Origin of the sequence: Hoylesella buccalis ATCC 35310, from assembly GCF_000177075.1 — a bacterium.
GTDB lineage: Bacteria > Bacteroidota > Bacteroidia > Bacteroidales > Bacteroidaceae > Prevotella > Prevotella buccalis.
Genome location: NZ_ADEG01000066.1, coordinates 1 through 19,866, shown reverse-complemented (window position 1 = coordinate 19,866; position 19,866 = coordinate 1). Strand labels below are relative to the sequence as shown.

Below are 19,866 nucleotides of genomic sequence, written 5' to 3'. Positions count from 1 at the left end.
CAGTTTACCTTTTTATAGCATGCAGTTTGTCCCTTAAACTCAATGCTTTGGTACCCCAATCTGCATGCTTTTTCGGTCTTAAAGCATTGCTTTTGCCTGTACACAGATTTATCTATTGAGTGTAAGTTGTTGAAAAACAGACACAAAGAAAAATCGCATATTTGCGCCCAATGACCTGTTTGGTTGCAAATATGCGAGTATTTGGTGCGGTTGTCAACATATTTCGGTTGTCAACCGCTATGTTTTATTCGCTCAGTTTTCTGTTTGCGACTGCTATTTGATGCCGGTTGCCTTTTGCAGCATCATCTTTTTTGCTTCGTTTGGCCATGATATCCCTACTGCCTGAGGCATAGGCTTTCTTGTATAAAATGTTAGAGGGATATAGATGCATCTTGATTCGTGACTGATGATTCAAAACCGAAGTGGAAAATTTTCCAACCATTTTATTTTGTTACGCGCTTAGTTTGCAGTATCTTTGCAATAACTAACATTCGCCAAACTAATAATAAAGATATATGATTCTCTTCTTTAAAACCCCGCAAGAAACCATTATTGCCACCGAGATGGACCATCAACCAAGCCAAGAAGAAACCAACAAACTGTGCTGGCTCTTCGGTGGAGCAGAATGTATAGATACACCACAGCTTGACGGAATCTATGTGGGGCCGCGTCGCGAGATGGTGACACCATGGAGTACGAATGCCGTAGAGATTACCGAGAACATGAATCTGAACGGTATCATGCGTATCGAGGAATACTTCCCGGTAAGCTCCAAGGAGGCCACGCACGACCCGATGTTGCAGCGTATGTACGAGGGATTGGACCAGAAGCTGTTCACCGTAAACCGTGAGCCGGAACCTATCAGACGCGTGGAGAATCTGGAACAATATAATGAGGACGAGGGATTGGCTCTTTCACCTGAGGAGATGGCGTACCTGCACACCATAGAAAAGCAGAACGGACGACCCCTCACCGACAGCGAGATATTCGGATTCGCACAGATTAACTCGGAGCATTGTCGACACAAGATATTCAGCGGCACGTTCATCATCGACGGGGAGGAGAAGGAGTCGTCGCTCTTTGCGATGATCAAACGCACTACACAGGAGAATCCCGGCAAGATTTTGTCGGCCTACAAGGATAATGTGGCCTTCGCACAAGGCCCAGTCATCGAGCAGTTCGCACCCGCTGACCAGTCAACCAGCGACTATTTCCAGGTGGAGGACATTGAGAGCGTGATTTCACTGAAAGCCGAAACCCACAACTTCCCAACCACTGTGGAGCCGTTCAACGGTGCCGCGACGGGTACGGGAGGTGAGATTCGCGACCGTATGGGCGGTGGAGTAGGCTCTTGGCCGTTGGCCGGAACGGCGGTGTACATGACCGCCTACCCCCGATTGGAGGGCGAGTCGCGCACGTGGGAGGACATCCTGCCCGTGCGGAAGTGGCTGTATCAGACACCCGAACAAATACTCATCAAGGCCTCGAACGGTGCCAGCGACTTCGGAAACAAGTTTGGTCAACCGCTCATCTGCGGTTCGGTGCTGACGTTCGAACATCAGGAAGACGGTCAGAAGCTGGCCTACGACAAGGTTATCATGCTGGCTGGGGGCGTTGGTTACGGCAAGAAACGCGACTGTTTGAAGAAAGAACCGCAGAAAGGAAATAAGGTCGTGGTGGTTGGGGGCGACAACTACCGCATCGGTTTGGGTGGCGGAAGCGTGTCGTCCGTTGACACCGGACGCTACACCAGCGGCATTGAGCTGAACGCCATACAGCGTGCGAACCCAGAAATGCAGAAGCGCGCCTACAACTTGGTCCGCGCCTTGGTGGAGGAAAAGGAAAATCCAGTGGTGTCCATCCATGACCATGGCAGTGCCGGTCACTTGAACTGTCTGTCGGAACTCGTAGAAGACTGCGGCGGAGAGATTGATATGACCAAGCTGCCGATTGGTGACAAGACGCTCAGTGCCAAGGAAATCATCGCCAACGAGAGCCAGGAGCGCATGGGACTGCTCATCGACGAGCGGCATCTGGATCACGTCAAGGCCATCGCCGAGCGTGAGCGCGCACCGCTGTATGTGGTGGGTGAGACCACCGGTGACGCCCACTTCTCATTCGTGCAGGCTGATGGCGTGAAGCCTTTCGACCTGGATGTGGCACAGATGTTTGGACATTCGCCCAAGACCATCATGACCGATGAGACCGTGACGCGCCACTATGAGGATGTGACCTATAGCGCCGACCAGATAGACAGTTATATAAATAAGGTGTTGCAGCTGGAGGCCGTGGCGTGCAAAGACTGGCTCACCAACAAGGTAGACCGCTCGGTAACGGGCAAGATAGCACGCCAGCAGTGCCAAGGCGAAATACAATTGCCGCTCTCCGACTGTGGCGTAGTGGCCTTGGACTACCGCGGTAAGCGGGGTATCGCCACCGCTTTGGGGCATGCTCCACAAGCTGGATTGGCATCGCCAGAGGCTGGTAGCGTACTGAGTGTGGCCGAATCGCTCACCAATATCGTGTGGGCACCGCTCGAAGATGGACTGGAAGGCGTCTCATTGTCAGCCAACTGGATGTGGCCATGCCGTGCACAAAAGGGCGAAGACGCTCGTCTGTATGCCGCAGTGGAGGCCTTGAGCGACTTCTGTTGCTCGCTCCACATCAACGTACCCACGGGAAAAGACTCGCTGTCGCTTACCCAGAAATATCCAAATGGTGAGAAAATCATCTCTCCCGGAACCGTTATTGTCAGTGCTGGGGGCGAGGTGAAGGATGTCAGGAATGTGGTTTCGCCAGTCTTGGTGAACAGCAAGAACTCGTCACTCTATTACATCGATTTCTCATTCGATGACCAACGCCTCGGCGGCAGTGCTTTTGCGCAGAGCTTAGGCAAGGTGGGCAGCGACGTTCCGACGGTGAAGAACCCGGAATACTTTGCCGACTGTTTCGAGGCAATACAGACTCTCATCAACAAAGGATGGGTGATGGCTGGCCATGACATCAGTGCCGGTGGCTTGATAACCACCCTGCTGGAGATGACGTTTGCCAACCAACAGGGCGGCATCCATGTGAACTTGTACGATGTAAGCGGTGAGGACGTGGTGAAAAACCTGTTTGCCGAGAACCCAGGAGTGGTGATTCAGGTGTCTGACCTGCACAAGCATGCACTGCGTGAATACTTAGAAAGCGAGGGTATCGGCTATGCCAAGATTGGTTACCCCACGCCGAAGGAGCGCAAGATTGTTGTGAAGAAGAATGAATGGCAGCACGAGTTCGACATCGATGCCTTGCGCGAGGCATGGTATCAGACATCATACGAGCTGGATAAGCGGCAGAGTATGAACGGAATGGCCGATCAACGGCACCGCAACTACAAAGAACAGCCGCTGCAACTGCGGTTCAACGATGCCTTCATGGGCAAGCTGTCACAATACCAACTCAACGCAGACCGCCGCACACCATCAGGCATCAGGGCGGCTATCATCCGCGAGAAAGGCACCAACGGCGAGCGCGAGATGGCTTACGCCTTGTATCTGGCGGGCTTTGACGTGAAGGATGTGATGATGACTGACTTAATCAGCGGTCGCGAGACACTGGAAGACATCAATCTCATTGTGTTCTGTGGCGGTTTCTCCAACAGTGACGTGCTCGGTTCGGCCAAAGGATGGGCAGGGGCATTCCTGTACAATCCCAAGGCCAAGGAAGCACTCGACAGATTCTATGCCCGCAAAGATACGCTGTCGCTGGGCATCTGTAACGGCTGTCAGCTCATGGTTGAACTCAACTTGATCAATCCGGAACATCAGCAAAGAACCCGCATGTTGCACAACGACTCGCACAAGTTCGAGAGTGCGTTCCTTGGGTTGACCATCCCAGAGAACAATAGTGTGATGCTCGGAAGCCTCTCTGGCAGTAAGCTCGGCATTTGGGTTGCCCACGGAGAAGGTAAATTCAGCTTGCCTGAAGGGGAGGAGAACTACAACATCATTGCCAAATACAGCTACAACAGCTATCCCGGAAATCCAAATGGCAGTGACTATAGCGTGGCTGGCATCTGCTCCAAAGATGGACGACATCTGGCTATGATGCCCCATCTGGAACGCTCCATCTTCCCATGGCAGAACGCTTATTACCCCTACAAGCGACACACGGACGAGGTAACGCCATGGATAGAGGCGTTTGTGAATGCGAGAGAGTGGGTGGAAAAACAGGTGTAGTAGACGAGTTGACAAGTTAACGAGTTGACGAGTCGGCTACATAATAATAAAAGGTATTCATTCGAAAGAAAACAATCACCATTTACAGCGCATGGGCAATCAAATCAAAATACCCGACATGGCAGAGACCTCGCAGGACAACTACCGCTGGTCCACGCTCTTTAAGACATTTGTTAAGATAGGAGCGTTTACCCTTGGCGGCGGCTATGCCATGATACCAATCATTGAAGCAGAGGTGGTTGACCGGCACAAGTGGATTGACAAGGACGAGTTTCTCGACCTTATTGCCATCGCACAGAGCTGTCCTGGTGTGTTCGCCGTCAACATCAGCATCTTCATAGGCTATAAGTTGCGAGGAACGTGGGGAGCCATCTGCACCGCCATGGGTGCGTCGTTGCCCTCGTTTCTCATCATCTTGTTGATTGCTATGTTCTTCCATAGTTTCATGGATGTGCCATGGATTGCCGCCATGTTCAACGGCATTCGCCCGGCAGTGGTGGCACTCATCGCTGTTCCCACGTTCAACTTGGCCAAGAGTGCCGGCATTTCATTGGTCAATTGCTGGATACCCATCATCTCTGCCCTGCTGATATGGGCTATCGGGGTGAACCCTATTTTCATCATTATTGCCGCAGGTGTCGGTGGATACATATACGGACAATTCATCAAACCCACTGAGTAGCATGATTTATCTCTATCTTTTCCTTACGTTTTTTCAGATAGGTTTGTTTGGTTTCGGTGGCGGCTACGGCATGCTTTCGCTCATTCAGACAGAGACGGTGATACATCATCACTGGCTCAGCAGTGCCGAATTCACCAACATCGTGGCCATCAGTCAGATGACACCCGGCCCCATTGGCATCAACTCGGCCACCTATTGCGGCTATGCTGCCGTGCACAATGCGGGCTACGGCATGCCCATGGCCATCCTAGGGTCGGCCACTGCCACCTTCGCCTTGGTGCTTCCATCCCTCATCCTCATGATTCTCATTAGTAAAATGTTCATGAAATACATGAACACCGAGCCCGTACAGAATGTCTTTAGCGGACTGCGACCCGCCGTAGTGGGGTTGCTTGGCGCTGCCACCCTGCTGCTTATGAACGAAGAGAACTTTGGGTCTATGATTGAAAATCCATGGCAATTCTGGATTAGTGTGGCTCTCTTCTGCGCCACTTTCATCGGAACAAAATATATGAAGATAAATCCTATCCGGATGATATGCTACGCCGCATTCGCAGGACTCATGCTACTGTATTGAGGATATATGAGTTGACGAGTTGACAAGGTGACGAGTTTACAAGTTGATAGCATTATTTAGTTGACGAGTTGACAAGTTTACGAGTTGACAAGGTGATAGACATCCACTCGCAAACTTTTAAACTCAAAACTTGTAAGCTCAAACTTTCAGCTCGACAACCTGTCACTTGTCACCTCGTCAACTAAACCAACTATCACCTCGTCTACTTGTAAACTCGTCTACTCGTCAACTAAAAAAGAATATCCAATGAACAAACTACATGGTTTTGTAGGTGCCATAACATCTGCAACAGCCTTTGGGCTTATACCACTCTTTAGTCTTCCAGTATTAGCAACAGGTATGCCCTCCACCGCAGTGTTGGTGTATCGCTTCGCTTTTGCCTGTCTCATTATGCTTGTTGTACTGATGTATCAACGGCAAAGTCTACACCTTCACTTTGGCGAATCGCTCCGTCTCATGCTGCTATCTATCGCCTACACGGGGTCGGCAGTTTTCCTTATTGAGGGCTATCGTTATCTGTCCAGTGGCATCGCAACTGTTATTATGTTTTCATATCCTGCGTGGACCGCTCTCTTAATGATGATTTTTAGGGGTGAAAAGGCTTCGGTTACAACCTTTTCAGCCATTGGACTGGCAGTTGCAGGTGTATGTTTCTTATCAGGAATTGAGAACGGTGTAGGCAATATCTCTGTTTTGGGCATCTGCTTAGAGCTTTTGTCAGGACTGTCATACGCTATTTATATGGTTGCCTACCCTACGATGAACATACGCAACATGCCCACCATAAAAGTAAACTTTTATATTTTCTTCTTCACGATGCTGCTGCTCATGTTATACGCCATATTCACATCTGGTGGGTTGCCAGCCATTCATACGGGTACAACCCTGCTCAATCTCTTCCTCTTGGGCTTGCTTCCAACTGTAGTAAGCAACATCACCCTCATCTTGGCACTGAAGAATATCGGCAGTACTTTGGTGGCCATCCTCGGCGCTTTCGAGCCACTAACGGCCATGTGCATTGGCATTGCCGTCTTTGGGGAGCCGTTCACCACGAGCATTGCCATTGGTTTTGTCCTGATTCTGACCGCCGTTGTGCTGCTTGTCTTGAAGAAATCGCCGGCCGAAGTCCCTGCCGGACCCGTTCTACAGCACGAAAGGAGATAAGTCGGGTGTACCGACTTACCTTCCTATAGGTGTCAGCGTAAACTGGAGCCTCTTGTGTCCAAACGGCACACGGTATTCCTCCAGTGCCTCGGCTTGGCCGCTCCACGTGTCAATACCGCCTACGCCAGCCATCTCACCGTCGATGTGTAGGTTTGTAAACTTCGACTTCGGAACCTCCTGTATGTGGCGTTGTTCCTTCTCGTCACCATCGTCCAAGTCCTCAACCGTATAGTGCAAGGCCGAAGCATAGAACGGCTTGTCCGAACGAACCAGCAACCCCATGCCTTTTTCGCCAGTCTGTTTCCACCAGCGCATATCGCTCTTGGTACCCGTTTCTTGCGGGCGTATGTATGGATAGAACTGCTCGTCGGCCGTCTGCTGGTAGATGCCGAAGCGTTGAGAGAACTTCCGATCGGCATAATTTTCAATAGGTCCGCGGCCGAAATACTCGCTCTTGTCCATGTCGTATGGCAGCTGCATCACCATGCCATAGCGCAACATGCCGGGAACCTTAGCGCCAGCATCGGGAACGAGCGTCTGCGCCACCTCAACTTCTCCTGACATCTTGATGAGATATTCAATCGCCATTCGCGACTTCACGCCTGGCATGTCATAGTTCACCGTCACCAACATGGAGTTGTTGCCCAGCAGTTTGACCTTCTGCACGTTGATATTTTTCACCGTCATGGTAGGGTTTCGCCATACGCTATACTTCTTGTTGATGCCTGCTCCCATGTCATTATCCGTCACGGCACGCCAGAAACAAGGTTTTAAAACGCCGCCATCTGCCAGATAAGACACATCACCCACGACATATCTTGTCATCAAACCCGTTTGCTTGTCGAACGAGATAGACACCTGTTGGTTTTCTATCGTCACCTGCTTGTCTTTCTTCTTGCTGGTTTTCTTCAAACTTCCATACCACGCAAGTGTTTCCATCTCGGGTTCTGGGGCAGTGCTTTTTTCTAAATAATAGTCTTTTATTGGAAACTGCTGATAGGCCACCACCTGACCCTTTTGCATGAGCGGCTCGGGTTGTTTCAGCACAAAGTCTATGCTAAGCTGCACGTCCCTGCTTTGCGGGTCGGCCAACAGTGGATTCAGGTTGTACGGCAGCGTCAAGTCAGCCGTTTGTTGTGGCTGCACTTGCAGGTCGCTTACGATGCCCTTCTGCGCCTCCTTGCCATTGACGAGAACCTTCCATTGCAGGGCATAGTTACCCAAGTCGCGGAAGAAATACTCATTCCTCGCCTTTATTTTCCCCGCCTTCAAGTCAACTGGCTGTACCCAGATGTTCTGGTACTCGTAGCCCACCTCATACATGTGTGGGTTAGGAACGCGGTCAGGACTGATGAGTCCGTTGCAGTTGAAGTTGTTGTCGCTGGGATCATACTTATTGTAATCGCCTCCATAAGTATAGATTCCGCGCTTTGTGTCACGCAAGGCTTGGTCCACGAAGTCCCACACAAAGCCACCTTGAAACTTGGGATATTTGCGCACCAAGTCCCAGTACTCCTTCAAACCACCGCCCGAATTGCCCATGGCATGGTTGTACTCGCACTGTATGAGCGGCTTCTGATCCTCGGATTTCGTGGACTGTGCGTATTCTTCGCACGCTTTTTGAGAGAGGTACATGGGGCAGTACAACTCGGTATTGGGCCCCTTGATTGCCCGTTCCCAGTGTATCGGACGCGACGAGTCCACGCTCTTAATCCAATCGAATGCCGCGGTAAAGTTGGGCCCATCGGCTGTTTCATTACCCAATGACCAAATGATGATACTGGGATGGTTGTAAAACATTTCCACATTGTGCTGGTTGCGTTCCAGAATTTGTTTGGCAAACATGGGCTTTTTGGTGGGCGCGTCATTCCCGTAACCAAAACCATGTCCCTCTTGGTTGGCCTCGGCCACCACGTAAAGTCCATACTCATCGCACAGCTCATACCACTGTGGGTCGTCGGGATAGTGACAGGTGCGCACGGCATTGATGTTGAATTGCTTCATAATCTTGATGTCCTGTATCATCCGCTCACGACTCACGATGTAGCCACCGTCTGGATCCATCTCATGTCTGTTGGCACCTTTTATATAGATGGGTTGCCCGTTGACCAGCAACTGACTGTTCCTAATCTCCACTTTCCTGAACCCCACCTTCTGCGGAATCACCTCTATCACCTTTCCGCCCTTCTTCACTGTGGTGACGAGGGTGAATAGATAGGGTGTCTCGGCAGTCCAAGGCTTCACGTTCTTGATATTGAAAGCCACGTTGCCATGGCTCTGTCCCTTGAAATCCACGCTGTGCTTGCTCACGGAGATGCCGTTGGCGTTTAGCAGATCAAAGTCTACCGTGGGGTTTCCCTTCACGTCGAGGTCCACCAATAGCATTCCGTCTTGGTAGTTGTTCGTCAAGTCGGCCGTCAGCTTGATGTTACTCACCTGCACCTTTTCGTTGCGGGCATAAAGATAACTGTCGCGCGCCACGCCGCTCAGCCGCCAGAAGTCTTGGTCTTCGCTGTACGAACCGTCGCACCAACGGAAGGTTTGAAAGGCAATCAGGTTGTCGCCTTTCTTCACATAGGGCGTGATGTCGAACTCGGTGGCCACCTTCGAATCTTCGGCATAGCCCACATACATGCCGTTGACATACAGGTAGATGTTGGACGTTACGCTGCCAAAGTGGGCGATAATCTGCTTGCCGTCCCAGCTGTTGGGTATGTTGATGATGCGGCGGTAGCTGCCCACATGGTTGTTTTTCAGCGGCACTTGAGGCGGGTTGTTCTTGAAATGTCCGCGCCAAGCGAAGCCGATGTTCACGTATACCGGGTCGCCATAACCGTTGAGTTCCCATATTCCCGGCACGCTGATGGTCTTCCATGCCGCGTCGTCATAGCCGGTCTCGAAGAAGCCCGAAGGCCGCTTGTTGGGAGCTTCGGCAAAATGAAACTTCCACGTTCCATTCAGCGAGAGATAGTTGGCCGATGCCTTCCGGTCGCCGGCAAGCGCCTTCTCGGCCGACTCGTACGCGAAATAATTGGTGTGCAGCTTCAGTCTGTTCACCTCGTTCACCTGCAAGTTGTGCCACTCTGTATCGGTAGGCATGTCTTTTTGGATAACAGGCGTAAGGTCGGCACTGGCTGGTAGTGCGGACAAAATGGCCAAAGAGGCCGCGATCAACGTTTTTTTCATCAATTTGGATTTTTGGGTTAGCTGCCCACGGGGGCGATTGTTTGGTTCTGGTTGTATGTCACAAAGATAGTGTGTTTTTGGCTATTCTGCAAATTTTCTGTGTCATTCGTTGGCCCATCCATTTTCTTTCCCATCCTTGCTTTTGTTTAATATTTTGCCTGAAAAAAGCCTTTAAAATGGCACTTCCAAACTTTCAAAATAGAAAAAATCAATAGGCAGGGAGGATGCAAGATAAGGTTTACGCTGCCAAATAAATCGTATTTTTACATTAAAACAAGGCGTTTTTGGGGTAAAAAGCATCATCTTACCTGTCAATTTGCATGCTCTTTTCCTCCAAAAGCATGCAGATTGCCGCACAAAAGCAATGCTTTTGGCCGGGAAAACGTTGAAGAGAAGGTGGGATAGGGTGGTTGGCGTTTGTAAATGTTTGTGTGTTAGCTTGATACAAATTTCGCTCATTTTTAGCGTATTTGCGAACGAGTGCTCTTCTGTTTGAAAATACGCGAAGCATGAAAGACTTGTTTGTCAAGAAAAATCATCATCACCCGCCATCCTGACCTGCATTCCGCCCTTCGCCTTGTTTCCTATTTTTATGTTGGGAATCTTTGGCTTTTGTTGTGGAAAAACTTGTTGATTCGCCGCTAAATCTCTATATTTGCATTAACAAAACCATCCAAATGAGACATCATGAAAAAGTTGTTCATCGTTTTTCTTTCGTGTTTGTTTGCCAGTTCTGCCAGTGCGTTATCTAATGAGGTGTCGCCTCTGGTGCAAAAGTCAGCACCCTCATCGGGAAACAGGAGCGAGGGAAAAGAAATCTTGGGATATTTTTCGCTCGGCATGGAACAGTACGGCAGCTTCATCCAAGCGGTGGATCAGTTCAATAAAGATAAGTGTACCAACTACACGAAGAACGATTTGAGTGAGGGGAGATGCTTCAAAATAGACAATATTCCGTTTGTTTTTTACAATGGATATCCCTTGTTTTCTACCATTTGTTGCAACAATATCATGGAGAATCAGCTGGAAGATGCGGCACAATATAAAGATGAGGTGATTTCTTCTGCACCGGCCGTGAACTTCCTCAACGACTCTCTGGTTTCTTTTTTCATTGTTTCCGTCACCACCAAGACGCTCAATTACGAAGGTGAATATGGCCTTTCCATAGACCGTCTGAAAGCCGATGAACCTTATCGGGCGTTGAGGCAAACCGTTGATTCTATTGTGGTTAGCCTGACAAAGAAGTATGGTAAGCCAAGTAAAACCTTTTCCCAGCGGCTCTACAAGCCATGCTTCACTCCGTTGTTCGGTGAGAGTGGCGTGGTGGAACCTTTGTACGAATGGACCAGTGGGGCGTTGACGATATGTACGGGCATAAGAGTGGAGGGGCCGGATGGAACCTCGCGTGCCTTCGTGTCATTTGTTGATAACCGCAAGATGCGCCTGTCGTATCTCAAGAAGGCTTTTGCCAAACGCGAAGACGCATCTGACAAATCTGTTCAATGGTAAAGAAAAGAGGAGTAGAAATGGAAAATCCAACTAAGAAACAATATCCCGATTTAATGAAGGGCAAGACCCTTATGTACGTCCACGGCTTCATGTCGTCGGGCCAATCTGGCACGGTAGCTATGCTCAGGGAGCTGTTGCCCCAGGCGAACGTCGTGGCCGAAGACCTGCCAGTGCATCCCGCCGAGGCGATAGACCTGCTGAAGCAGCTGTGCCAAAGCCATAAGCCCGACCTCATCATAGGTACCTCCATGGGCGGCATGTATACCGAGATGCTCACGGGTTACGACCGTATACTGGTGAATCCGGCCTTCCAGATGGGTCTGACCATGCACGACCACGGCTTGACGGGTAAGCAGTCTTTCCATAATCCACGCAAGGATGGCGAAACTGAGGTAATCGTTACTAAGTCGTTGGTCAATGAGTACAAGTACATCACCGAGCAGTGTTTCGCCAACGTCACGCCCGAGGAGCAAAGACGGGTGTACGGACTCTTTGGCGACAAGGACCCGTTGGTACATACCTTCGACCTCTTTCGAGAACACTATCCACAGGCCATCCGTTTCCATGGTGCCCATCGAGTCACCGACAAGGTTGCCTTTCACTATCTCATTCCCGTGATTCGCTGGATTGATGACCAGCAAGAAGGACGCGAACGCCCCATCGTTTACATCGACTACGCGACGCTGCACGACAGTTACGGCAAGGCCACGTCGAGCATGCACAAGGCCTATAAGATGCTCATCGAGCGGTACCAGGTATACATCGTGGCCGCTGCGCCTACCAACAACCATGCTTATATGGGCGAGGTGCAGGCGTGGGTGGAGGAGTATCTGTCGGCTCCGGCCTACAATCGGGTAATCTTCACCAATCAATCGCAGCTGCTCTATGGCGACTATCTCATCACCCCCGAGGCGCAAGACGGCTTTATGGGAACTTGTTTGGCTTATGGAAGTGATGAGTTTAAGACGTGGGAAGAACTCATTGTGTACTTCGACCGCCTGGGTGGGCAGTAGCCAATTCTGTTATTGTAGTTTCTGTATTTGGTCGCGTGTCACATAGGTTACGCCATGAACCTTGGTCAATCGTTTGGCTGTTTTTCGCAAGCTCTTTCCATCAGGAACCTTGATAGCGAACCCGCATGATAATCGGTATTCGTGCAACACCTCACAATTCATTTTTTTGAAAGCTTTCAACAGCGGCTCTTTGCCGATGTGTGTGTCGTAGAACACCATCAAGGTATTCTTGCTGTAGCGCGTTCCTTCTGACTGTTCGGCGACCACCTTGTCAGCTGAATCTCTATTCACGGCGCAGCCAGAGCAGGTCAATACTATCATCAGAAACGATAAGCAGTGTTGGCGAATGTGCATTTGACGCACCGAATGACTTATCTTTTTTGCCATCATCCGCTGCTTAATAAGTTGTCTTGTCTTTGCTTTCCATCCACATGTCAAACGCTTTTCGTGCCTCTTCGGGCAGCAAAATCTGCATTTGTTTATGTCGATCGGCTGGTTGGAGGGCTATCTCGTGGTAGATAAAGTCGTCGTCAAACCCTATGCGTGCAGCATCCTTGCGATTGTTGGCGTAATAGATGCGGTCCAGATGAGCCCAATAGATGGCACCTAAACACATGGGACAAGGCTCGCAGGAGGTATAGATGTCGCAACCAGTGAGGTCGAACGTGCCCAGCTTGTGTGCCGCTTGCCTGATGGCATTCACCTCGGCGTGCGCTGTGGGGTCGTGGTCTAAGGTAACGGTATTGGATGCTTCGGCAATGATTTCTCCATCTTTGGCAATCACGGCACCAAAAGGTCCGCCGCCCGTGCGTACACTTTTTTCAGACAGGGCGATGGCCCTGCGCATGATATCTTGTTGGTTCATCAATAATTTGTTTTGAATAAAGAATGTTATTGTGATGACAAATATACGCAAAATGCCATGAAAAGGGGAGGGACAGTACCATATTTTTGATTATCTTTGCAACACGCGTGCAGGCCAAGCCCAAACGAAACACTTTTTAACCCACATGCTAGGACAACCCTAGAACCACGACATGCAGCAATCACAAACTTACATTACAGCCAACGAACTTTATCAGCGCGCAGCCCAAATCCTTGAGGCTGGCTCTCAGGAGGGTGCGTTGGTCAACAAAATGTTGCACGAGACGTTGGTGATGGCGTGTGCCGCAGGCTTGAGAAACACCTCCTATAGCTTTGGCGACCTCAACGCTCGCGTGGATCATCTGTGTACCCAGCGTGGCTTATCGGCAGCCGATACTCGCACCGTTCACCAGATGCGCCGCCACTCCAACTCGTCATCGACCATCTTGCCAGAAGACCTTACCTACGACGTTCGTGCGCTTTGTGTCTTCATCTCGGCAGTGTTCAGAGAGGCTGTTCCCTCTTTTTTAGTCGGCAAAATACCCGCTCGGGTTCAACAAACGCGACAAACATTGCGGTTGGACGAACGCTACATCCGTTGCATCGTGAGGCAATGGGACGAGCACTTCATCTGGGTGATGCCCGATGGGGAAACAGATGATTGTCTTTTGCAAGTAGAATATACCAGTGAGGAGCAGTTTGCCGACCTGTCGTATCTTCATGACATCTTGCGCAAGGGCATGCCGTTGAACCTCTTGGACTGTCAGGTGAGGGATCATCTGGTTACGCCACGTCGCATCATCGTCATCCCCGACTACTTGGTGGACATCAGTTCACTGGCGACATGTTTTACGGAGTATGGCCATCATCCAGCCCTCTTCACCATCAACCGCATGAAGGATAAATCCAATACGCGGCATACCATTTTGGGAAACTTTGCCGGTAGTGCGCTCGATGACATCATCCATGCGCGTGGAGAGCGTGCGTTTGACATGGCAGAGACACTGAAAGAAAATTACAGGGAGAAGGCTTTGGAATACTGTACGTGCACCGATTTAGACCCAGTGGCGTTTAAAGTGGAGGCCATGAAGCAAGTGAAGAACCTGCAGCAAATCGTTGCTGAACTGTTTAAGACCTACAATCGGGAGCGAGCCTTGCTGGAACCTTCCTTCGTATGTGAGCAGTTGGGCATACAAGGGCGTGTGGACATGATGACCACCGACTTCAGATTGCTGGTCGAACAGAAGTCGGGAAAGAATATGAATCTGGAATATGGCAGCCACAACCGGCATGGCAACCAGCACGTTGAGGCGCACTATGTGCAGGCTCTGCTGTACTATGGCGTGCTGAGATACAACTTCCGCCTGTCCGACAAGGCCACCCGCATCTTTCTGTTGTACTCGAAATATGCGTTGCCGACAGGCTTGATGGACGTCAGTAGGTTGGACATGCTCATCCATGAAGCCCTCAAGCTGCGCAATCTCATCGTGGCTGCCGATTATACAAGTGCCCTCGAGGGATTTGAAGGCATGCTGCCACAGCTCAATCCGCAAACGCTGAACACGGAGAAGACCAATACTTATTTCTACAATCGTTTCTTACTGCCGCAGATAGAGGCCATCACGGTGCCGCTGGAGCAGATGAGTAAGCTGGAGAAAGCATATTTCTGTCGTATGATGACCTTCGTGCTGAAAGAACAACTCATCTCGAAAACCGGTGCCGTTGATGGTAGTGGGCGCAGCAATGCTGACCTGTGGAACATGCCGTTGAGTGAGAAAAAGGAGATGGGGAATATCTATACCGGCCTCACCATCACGCAGAAGAAACGAACCCGCAGCCGTGGATTCGATGAAATCACGCTCGCCGTTCCTGACCAGGGCGAAGACTTCCTGCCCAATTTCAGGCGGGGCGACATGGTATATCTGTACGGCTATCATCCTGATAGTGCGCCTGACGTGCGTCGGAGTATTCTGTTCAAGGGCTTCATCATGTACGTCAAGACCGATGAGATTGCCGTTCATCTGACGGATGCACAACAGAATGATGACTTATTATATACGGTGGAAGAAGGAAAGCGGCATGCCCATCACACGCCTTTGGTGTACGCTGTGGAGCATAGTGCGTCAGATGCGGGTGGTGCGGCAGCCATACATGCTCTGCATACGTTGATGACTACCTCGAAAGAGCGGCGCGACTTGTTATTGGGGCAGCGTGAACCACGCGCCAATCACGCCCTGACGCTGTCCCGAAGCTATCATCCTGACTATGATGACGTGGTGCTGAAAGCCAAACAGGCACAAGACTACTTCCTGCTGGTGGGGCCTCCCGGCACGGGTAAGACGTCGATGGCTCTGCGCTATATGGTGCTGGAAGAGTTGGAAAACCCTGATGCCAACATTCTTCTCATGGCCTACACCAACCGTGCCGTGGATGAGATTTGTGACATGTTGTGCGAGGAAGGCCTCGATTTTATTCGCCTGGGCAACGAGTACAGCTGCGACCCACGATTCAAGAGTCATCTCTTGGGACAGGCCATTGATGACCATCCCAAGCTAAACGACTTACGACAGCGGTTCGCAGGCATGCGCCTCATTGTGAGCACTACGTCGATGATGATGAGCAAACCCTTCATCTTTTCCATCAAACATTTCAGTCTGGCACTCATTGATGAGGCCAGTCAGATATTGGAACCCAACCTTGTTGGCATTCTGTCGAGCCACGTTGCGACGGCGGGAGGCGCCAGTTTGGCCCTTGATCATCAACCCAATATCGACAAATTCATCCTCATTGGCGATTACAAACAGCTGCCCGCTGTGGTTCAGCAAGACGCATCAGAGTCGCAAGTGACCGATGCCGACTTGCAAAACATCTGTCTGACCGACTGCCGAAACTCACTCTTCGAACGACTTATCCGATGGGAAGAGCGACAAGGACGTACCGACTTCGTGGACACGCTGCGCAAACAAGGCCGCATGCATCCAGCCATTGCCGCCTTTCCCAACAAGATGTTCTATGCCAAGGAGCAGTTGCAGCCCGTTCCATTGCCACACCAGGTGGGCGAAGATATCGGTTATACGGCCGTGCCGCAGGATGAGACGGACGCCTTGTTGGTGAACCATCGGCTGCTTTACTATCCCTCTCACTTCACGCAGAGCGTGCGACTCTCTGACAAAGTGAATCCAGACGAGGCCCGAAAGGTGGCCGACTTGCTACGCCGCATCCATCGGTTGGCGAGCAAAAAGTTTGACGTACAGAAGACGGTGGGCGTGATAGTGCCTTATCGCAACCAGATAGCAATGGTTCGAAAAGAGATAGAAAAGACGGGCATCTCGCAACTCATGCAAGTGGATGTCGACACCGTGGAGCGTTATCAGGGCAGTCAACGTGACGTCATCATCTACTCTTTCACCGTGCAGAACCGCTATCAGTTGGATTTTTTCACAGCCAATAGCTTCTTGGAAGGGCATGCTTGGATAGACCGCAAGTTGAATGTAGCCTTGACGAGAGCCCGAAAACAACTAATTATGTTGGGCAATGAGGCGGTGCTGTCGGCTAATCCGCTATTCAAATTATTGATAGATAACATTTCTGTACGCCTGTGTTAACAAACTAAAATATAGTCATAATTTAATAAAAAAACAAGACAAATGTATGGTAGTTATCCAAAAACAGCTTACATTTGCTACCGAGTTCAATAAAAGATTAGCAAATCAGGATTTATTTACAAAAACAAGAAGATTTATGAAAAAGATGATTTTAACGGCAGTTGTACTGCTTTCGTCCGTAGCAACATTTGCGCAACGCGCAGTAGGAACAGTTTCTTTGAAGCCTCAGGTAGGTGTTGTGGGTGCTACCATGACCGAGTTTGAAAAGACGAAGATGAAGGTTGGCTTCACAGCTGGTGCCGAACTGGAGTATCAGGTATCTGACATTTTCAGCCTTTCTGGAGGTGTTATGTACGCACAAGAAGGCGTGAAGTTTGATACTGGCGCTGACTTCAAGATTGGAAACATGAAATTTGAGGTAAAGGATGCAAAGACCAATCTGGCCTACATCAACGTACCTGTCATGGCGAACGTATACGTTGTGCCGGGATTGGCAGTTAAATTGGGTGTTCAACCAGCATTTGCAGTGGACAAAGACGGTACCAAGGCTAAGAGCTTCGACCTCGCTATCCCAGTTGGTCTCTCCTATGAGTTCGCCAATGTCGTTATCGACGGACGTTACAATTGGGGTGTAACCAAGGTTTTCGATAATATCGATGCTAAGAACAGCGTGTTCCAGGTAACACTGGGTTACAAGTTCGACCTCTAAAATAGGCGGCAGTAACTGCTAAATTATACACTGAGGCAACCAGCAATGGTTGCCTCTTTTCGTCTGTCAGCATGCCAGCACACTTGACGTATGGACATAAAAAAAGGGGCTCCGCCGAGTCCCAATCTTTGTTAACCTTAAATCTAATACTATGAAAAACACGATGCAAAGATACAGCCGGCTAAGCATATTAGCAACTGTTTGCGCAAACAATTTGGTTTTAATGCTCGTTTCTTGATGTAAATCAATTTTGGAAGCGAATCACCCGTTATCAGAATACGTCCCAATCATTTAATAAATAATGTGAAAAAACTTGTTTATTGGAAAAGAATGTCTAACTTTGCGAAAAGTAAACAACAAAAGAGGACTTAGGAAAAGGAATTCCGACACTTTGGTAGATGTCGGAATTCTTTCTTTTATCGTCTTCACCAAAAGCAATTATTAACAAAAATACTTATAACGTTATGGCTTACATGTCACAAGAAGGCTACGACAATCTTGTAGCCGAGCTTACCCGGCTCGAATCTATTGAGCGCCCGAAGGCATCAGCTGCCATCGCAGAAGCGCGTGATAAGGGTGATTTGAGTGAGAACTCTGAATATGATGCTGCCAAAGAAGCGCAGGCACATCTCGAAGATAAAATCAACAAAATGAAACTGACCATCGCCGAGGCGAAGATTGTAGACGTGTCTCGTCTCAGTGCCGATACAGTGCAGATCTTGTCCAAAGTCGAGATGACCAACATGAAGACGAAGTCAAAAATGGTGTATACCATCGTCAGTGAGAGCGAGGCTGACCTCAAGGCGGGGAAGATATCCATCAAAACGCCTATCGCACAAGGGCTTCTGAATAAGAAAGAGGGTGATGAGGTGGATATTAAAATACCGGCCGGCACCATCAAACTACGCATTGACAAGATAACAGTTGAATAAAAAACGTTAAGACCATGGACATCTTTTCTAAAATCGCAGCTGGCGAAATTCCCAGCTACAAGTGTGCAGAGAGCGAGAAATTTTATGCCTTTTTAGACATCAGTCCGTTGCAAAAAGGACACACGTTGGTCATTCCACGTCGCGAGGTGGATTACATTTTCGATATGGAAGATGATGAGTTGGCCGAGTATCAGGTGTTCGCTAAAAAGGTAGCTGTGGCCTTGAAGCGCGCTTTTCCATGTAAAAAGGTGGCGCAAGTGGTACTGGGATTGGAAGTTCCGCATGCGCATATCCATCTCATTCCGATGAACAGCGAGGCCGATGTGAACTTTAGAAAAGAGCATTTGAAACTTTCTGAAGAAGAATTCAAGTCAATCGCAGACCGTATCTACGGCGAGTTTCAAAAACTTTAATTTGTTTTTCCAAGGCAATCGACTTGCAAGAGAATATATGTAAGGCGAGCCTTTCGCCAATCATCCTTCAATTCAACCAACAATGAAAATTGCTGTTTTTTGCTCAGCAAATGATACTATTGCCCCCGAATATTTCACATTGACCGAACAACTGGGTAAGTGGATGGCCGAGCAGGGTCATTCACTCGTGTTCGGCGGTTGCAACCTGGGCCTCATGGAGTGTGTCGCAAAGGCCGTACATGAGGCCGGTGGACAAACCATTGGTGTGGTGCCGTCTATCATAGAAGAGCGTGGAAGAGTGTCCGACTATGTTGATGTGGAGATTCCTTGCGACAACCTGAGCGACCGCAAAGAGCTGATGTTGGCGCAAAGTGATGTTTCTATCGCTCTTCCAGGCGGTGTTGGTACCTTGGATGAGATATTCTCGGTGGTAGCTGCACACAGCATTGGCTACCATCAACAACAAGTAATTCTTTACAACATCAATGGCTTTTGGGATTCACTGGTGGCTCTTTTGGACGATTTAACGGCCAAAGGCGTAATCAGGGGCGATTATCATCGGCAAATCAAGGTGGCCCATTCGTTGGAGGAAATTAAGCAATTCGTAGAGCGATGAACGGCATTCAGCCACTTTCCTATCGTGAATAGTGGCTGAAACCCGATGGGGTAGAGCCGAACCCCGAATGCACAATCGTGAACTGGCGATGTTGATGGCAGCGGTGAAGATTCGTTGTGTGTGCAACATCCACACCATCTACGCCACTACGATGATGATGAATTTTCTTGACAATCATCGTTCTTATCCTTGGCTTGAAATCCATCAACCTCACTTCTGCTTGCAAATACGCTAAATATGAGCGAGTTTTGTAATTCGTTGTGATTGAATATGTTACGCTGACTTTGTAGCTTTTCGCTCTCTATTTCTTCATCTTTCTACACCAATAGCATAGCTTTCAGGGTGCAATCTGCATGCTCTTGCGTCATAATACCAT

General features: G+C 49.5%; 15 protein-coding genes. 12 read left to right on the top strand and 3 right to left on the bottom strand.

The features are described from left to right. Positions 1–515: 515 nt before the first annotated feature. From purL to HMPREF0650_RS07300, 4 genes are all read left to right on the top strand, one after another. Positions 516–4,220 (top strand): phosphoribosylformylglycinamidine synthase, encoded by a 3,705-nt coding sequence (gene purL, locus HMPREF0650_RS07315; protein ID WP_004349628.1) that lies wholly within the window; start codon positions 516–518, stop codon positions 4,218–4,220. A gap of 118 nt (positions 4,221–4,338) precedes the next feature. Beyond that, complete coding sequence (locus HMPREF0650_RS07310; protein ID WP_245543475.1) at positions 4,339–4,902, top strand: chromate transporter; 564 nt, start codon at positions 4,339–4,341, stop codon at positions 4,900–4,902. A gap of 1 nt (position 4,903) precedes the next feature. Continuing rightward, positions 4,904–5,479, top strand: a complete 576-nt coding sequence (locus HMPREF0650_RS07305) for a chromate transporter (RefSeq protein WP_004349625.1) — start codon at positions 4,904–4,906, stop codon at positions 5,477–5,479. Between the two features lie 246 nt (positions 5,480–5,725). After that, positions 5,726–6,643, top strand: a complete 918-nt coding sequence (locus HMPREF0650_RS07300; protein ID WP_004349624.1) for a DMT family transporter — start codon at positions 5,726–5,728, stop codon at positions 6,641–6,643. Positions 6,644–6,658: 15 nt separating this feature from the next. On the opposite strand, the gene HMPREF0650_RS07295 is transcribed toward HMPREF0650_RS07300, so the two are convergent. After that, positions 6,659–9,829: a glycoside hydrolase family 2 TIM barrel-domain containing protein gene (locus HMPREF0650_RS07295; protein WP_081454874.1), complete on the bottom strand. Its 3,171-nt coding sequence runs from the start codon at positions 9,827–9,829 to the stop codon at positions 6,659–6,661. A 687-nt stretch (positions 9,830–10,516) separates the two neighbouring features. Here HMPREF0650_RS07295 and HMPREF0650_RS07290 point away from each other — a divergent pair. Then, entirely contained in the window at positions 10,517–11,338 is an 822-nt protein-coding gene (locus tag HMPREF0650_RS07290) for a hypothetical protein (protein ID WP_040562815.1), read from the top strand. Positions 11,339–11,355: 17 nt separating this feature from the next. Then, a complete protein-coding gene (locus HMPREF0650_RS07285) occupies positions 11,356–12,351 on the top strand; it encodes a YqiA/YcfP family alpha/beta fold hydrolase (RefSeq protein WP_004349619.1) in 996 nt (331 codons plus the stop codon). Positions 12,352–12,360: 9 nt separating this feature from the next. On the opposite strand, the gene HMPREF0650_RS07280 is transcribed toward HMPREF0650_RS07285, so the two are convergent. Further along, positions 12,361–12,741, bottom strand: a complete 381-nt coding sequence (locus HMPREF0650_RS07280; protein ID WP_162013130.1) for a S8 family serine peptidase — start codon at positions 12,739–12,741, stop codon at positions 12,361–12,363. A gap of 7 nt (positions 12,742–12,748) precedes the next feature. Further along, positions 12,749–13,216, bottom strand: coding sequence for a nucleoside deaminase (locus tag HMPREF0650_RS07275; protein ID WP_004349617.1), 468 nt, complete (start codon positions 13,214–13,216; stop codon positions 12,749–12,751). A 172-nt stretch (positions 13,217–13,388) separates the two neighbouring features. Between HMPREF0650_RS07275 and HMPREF0650_RS07270 the strand changes: the two genes are divergently transcribed. The 6 genes from HMPREF0650_RS07270 (at position 13,389) to HMPREF0650_RS13125 (ending at position 19,725) form a co-directional block, all read left to right on the top strand. Then, positions 13,389–16,820: a DEAD/DEAH box helicase gene (locus tag HMPREF0650_RS07270; RefSeq protein ID WP_004349615.1), complete on the top strand. Its 3,432-nt coding sequence runs from the start codon at positions 13,389–13,391 to the stop codon at positions 16,818–16,820. Between the two features lie 136 nt (positions 16,821–16,956). After that, complete coding sequence (locus tag HMPREF0650_RS07265; protein WP_040562813.1) at positions 16,957–17,529, top strand: porin family protein; 573 nt, start codon at positions 16,957–16,959, stop codon at positions 17,527–17,529. A gap of 464 nt (positions 17,530–17,993) precedes the next feature. Further along, on the top strand, positions 17,994–18,461 hold the full coding sequence (gene greA / locus HMPREF0650_RS07260; RefSeq protein WP_004349609.1) for a transcription elongation factor GreA: 468 nt from the start codon (positions 17,994–17,996) through the stop codon (positions 18,459–18,461). A gap of 14 nt (positions 18,462–18,475) precedes the next feature. Further along, positions 18,476–18,874 carry an HIT family protein gene (locus HMPREF0650_RS07255; protein WP_004349606.1) on the top strand — a complete coding sequence of 133 codons (399 nt, stop codon included), beginning with the start codon at positions 18,476–18,478 and terminating at the stop codon, positions 18,872–18,874. An 82-nt stretch (positions 18,875–18,956) separates the two neighbouring features. Next, entirely contained in the window at positions 18,957–19,490 is a 534-nt protein-coding gene (locus HMPREF0650_RS07250) for an LOG family protein (RefSeq protein WP_004349604.1), read from the top strand. A 67-nt stretch (positions 19,491–19,557) separates the two neighbouring features. Beyond that, positions 19,558–19,725, top strand: a complete 168-nt coding sequence (locus HMPREF0650_RS13125; RefSeq protein WP_162013129.1) for a hypothetical protein — start codon at positions 19,558–19,560, stop codon at positions 19,723–19,725. Positions 19,726–19,866 lie beyond the last annotated feature (141 nt).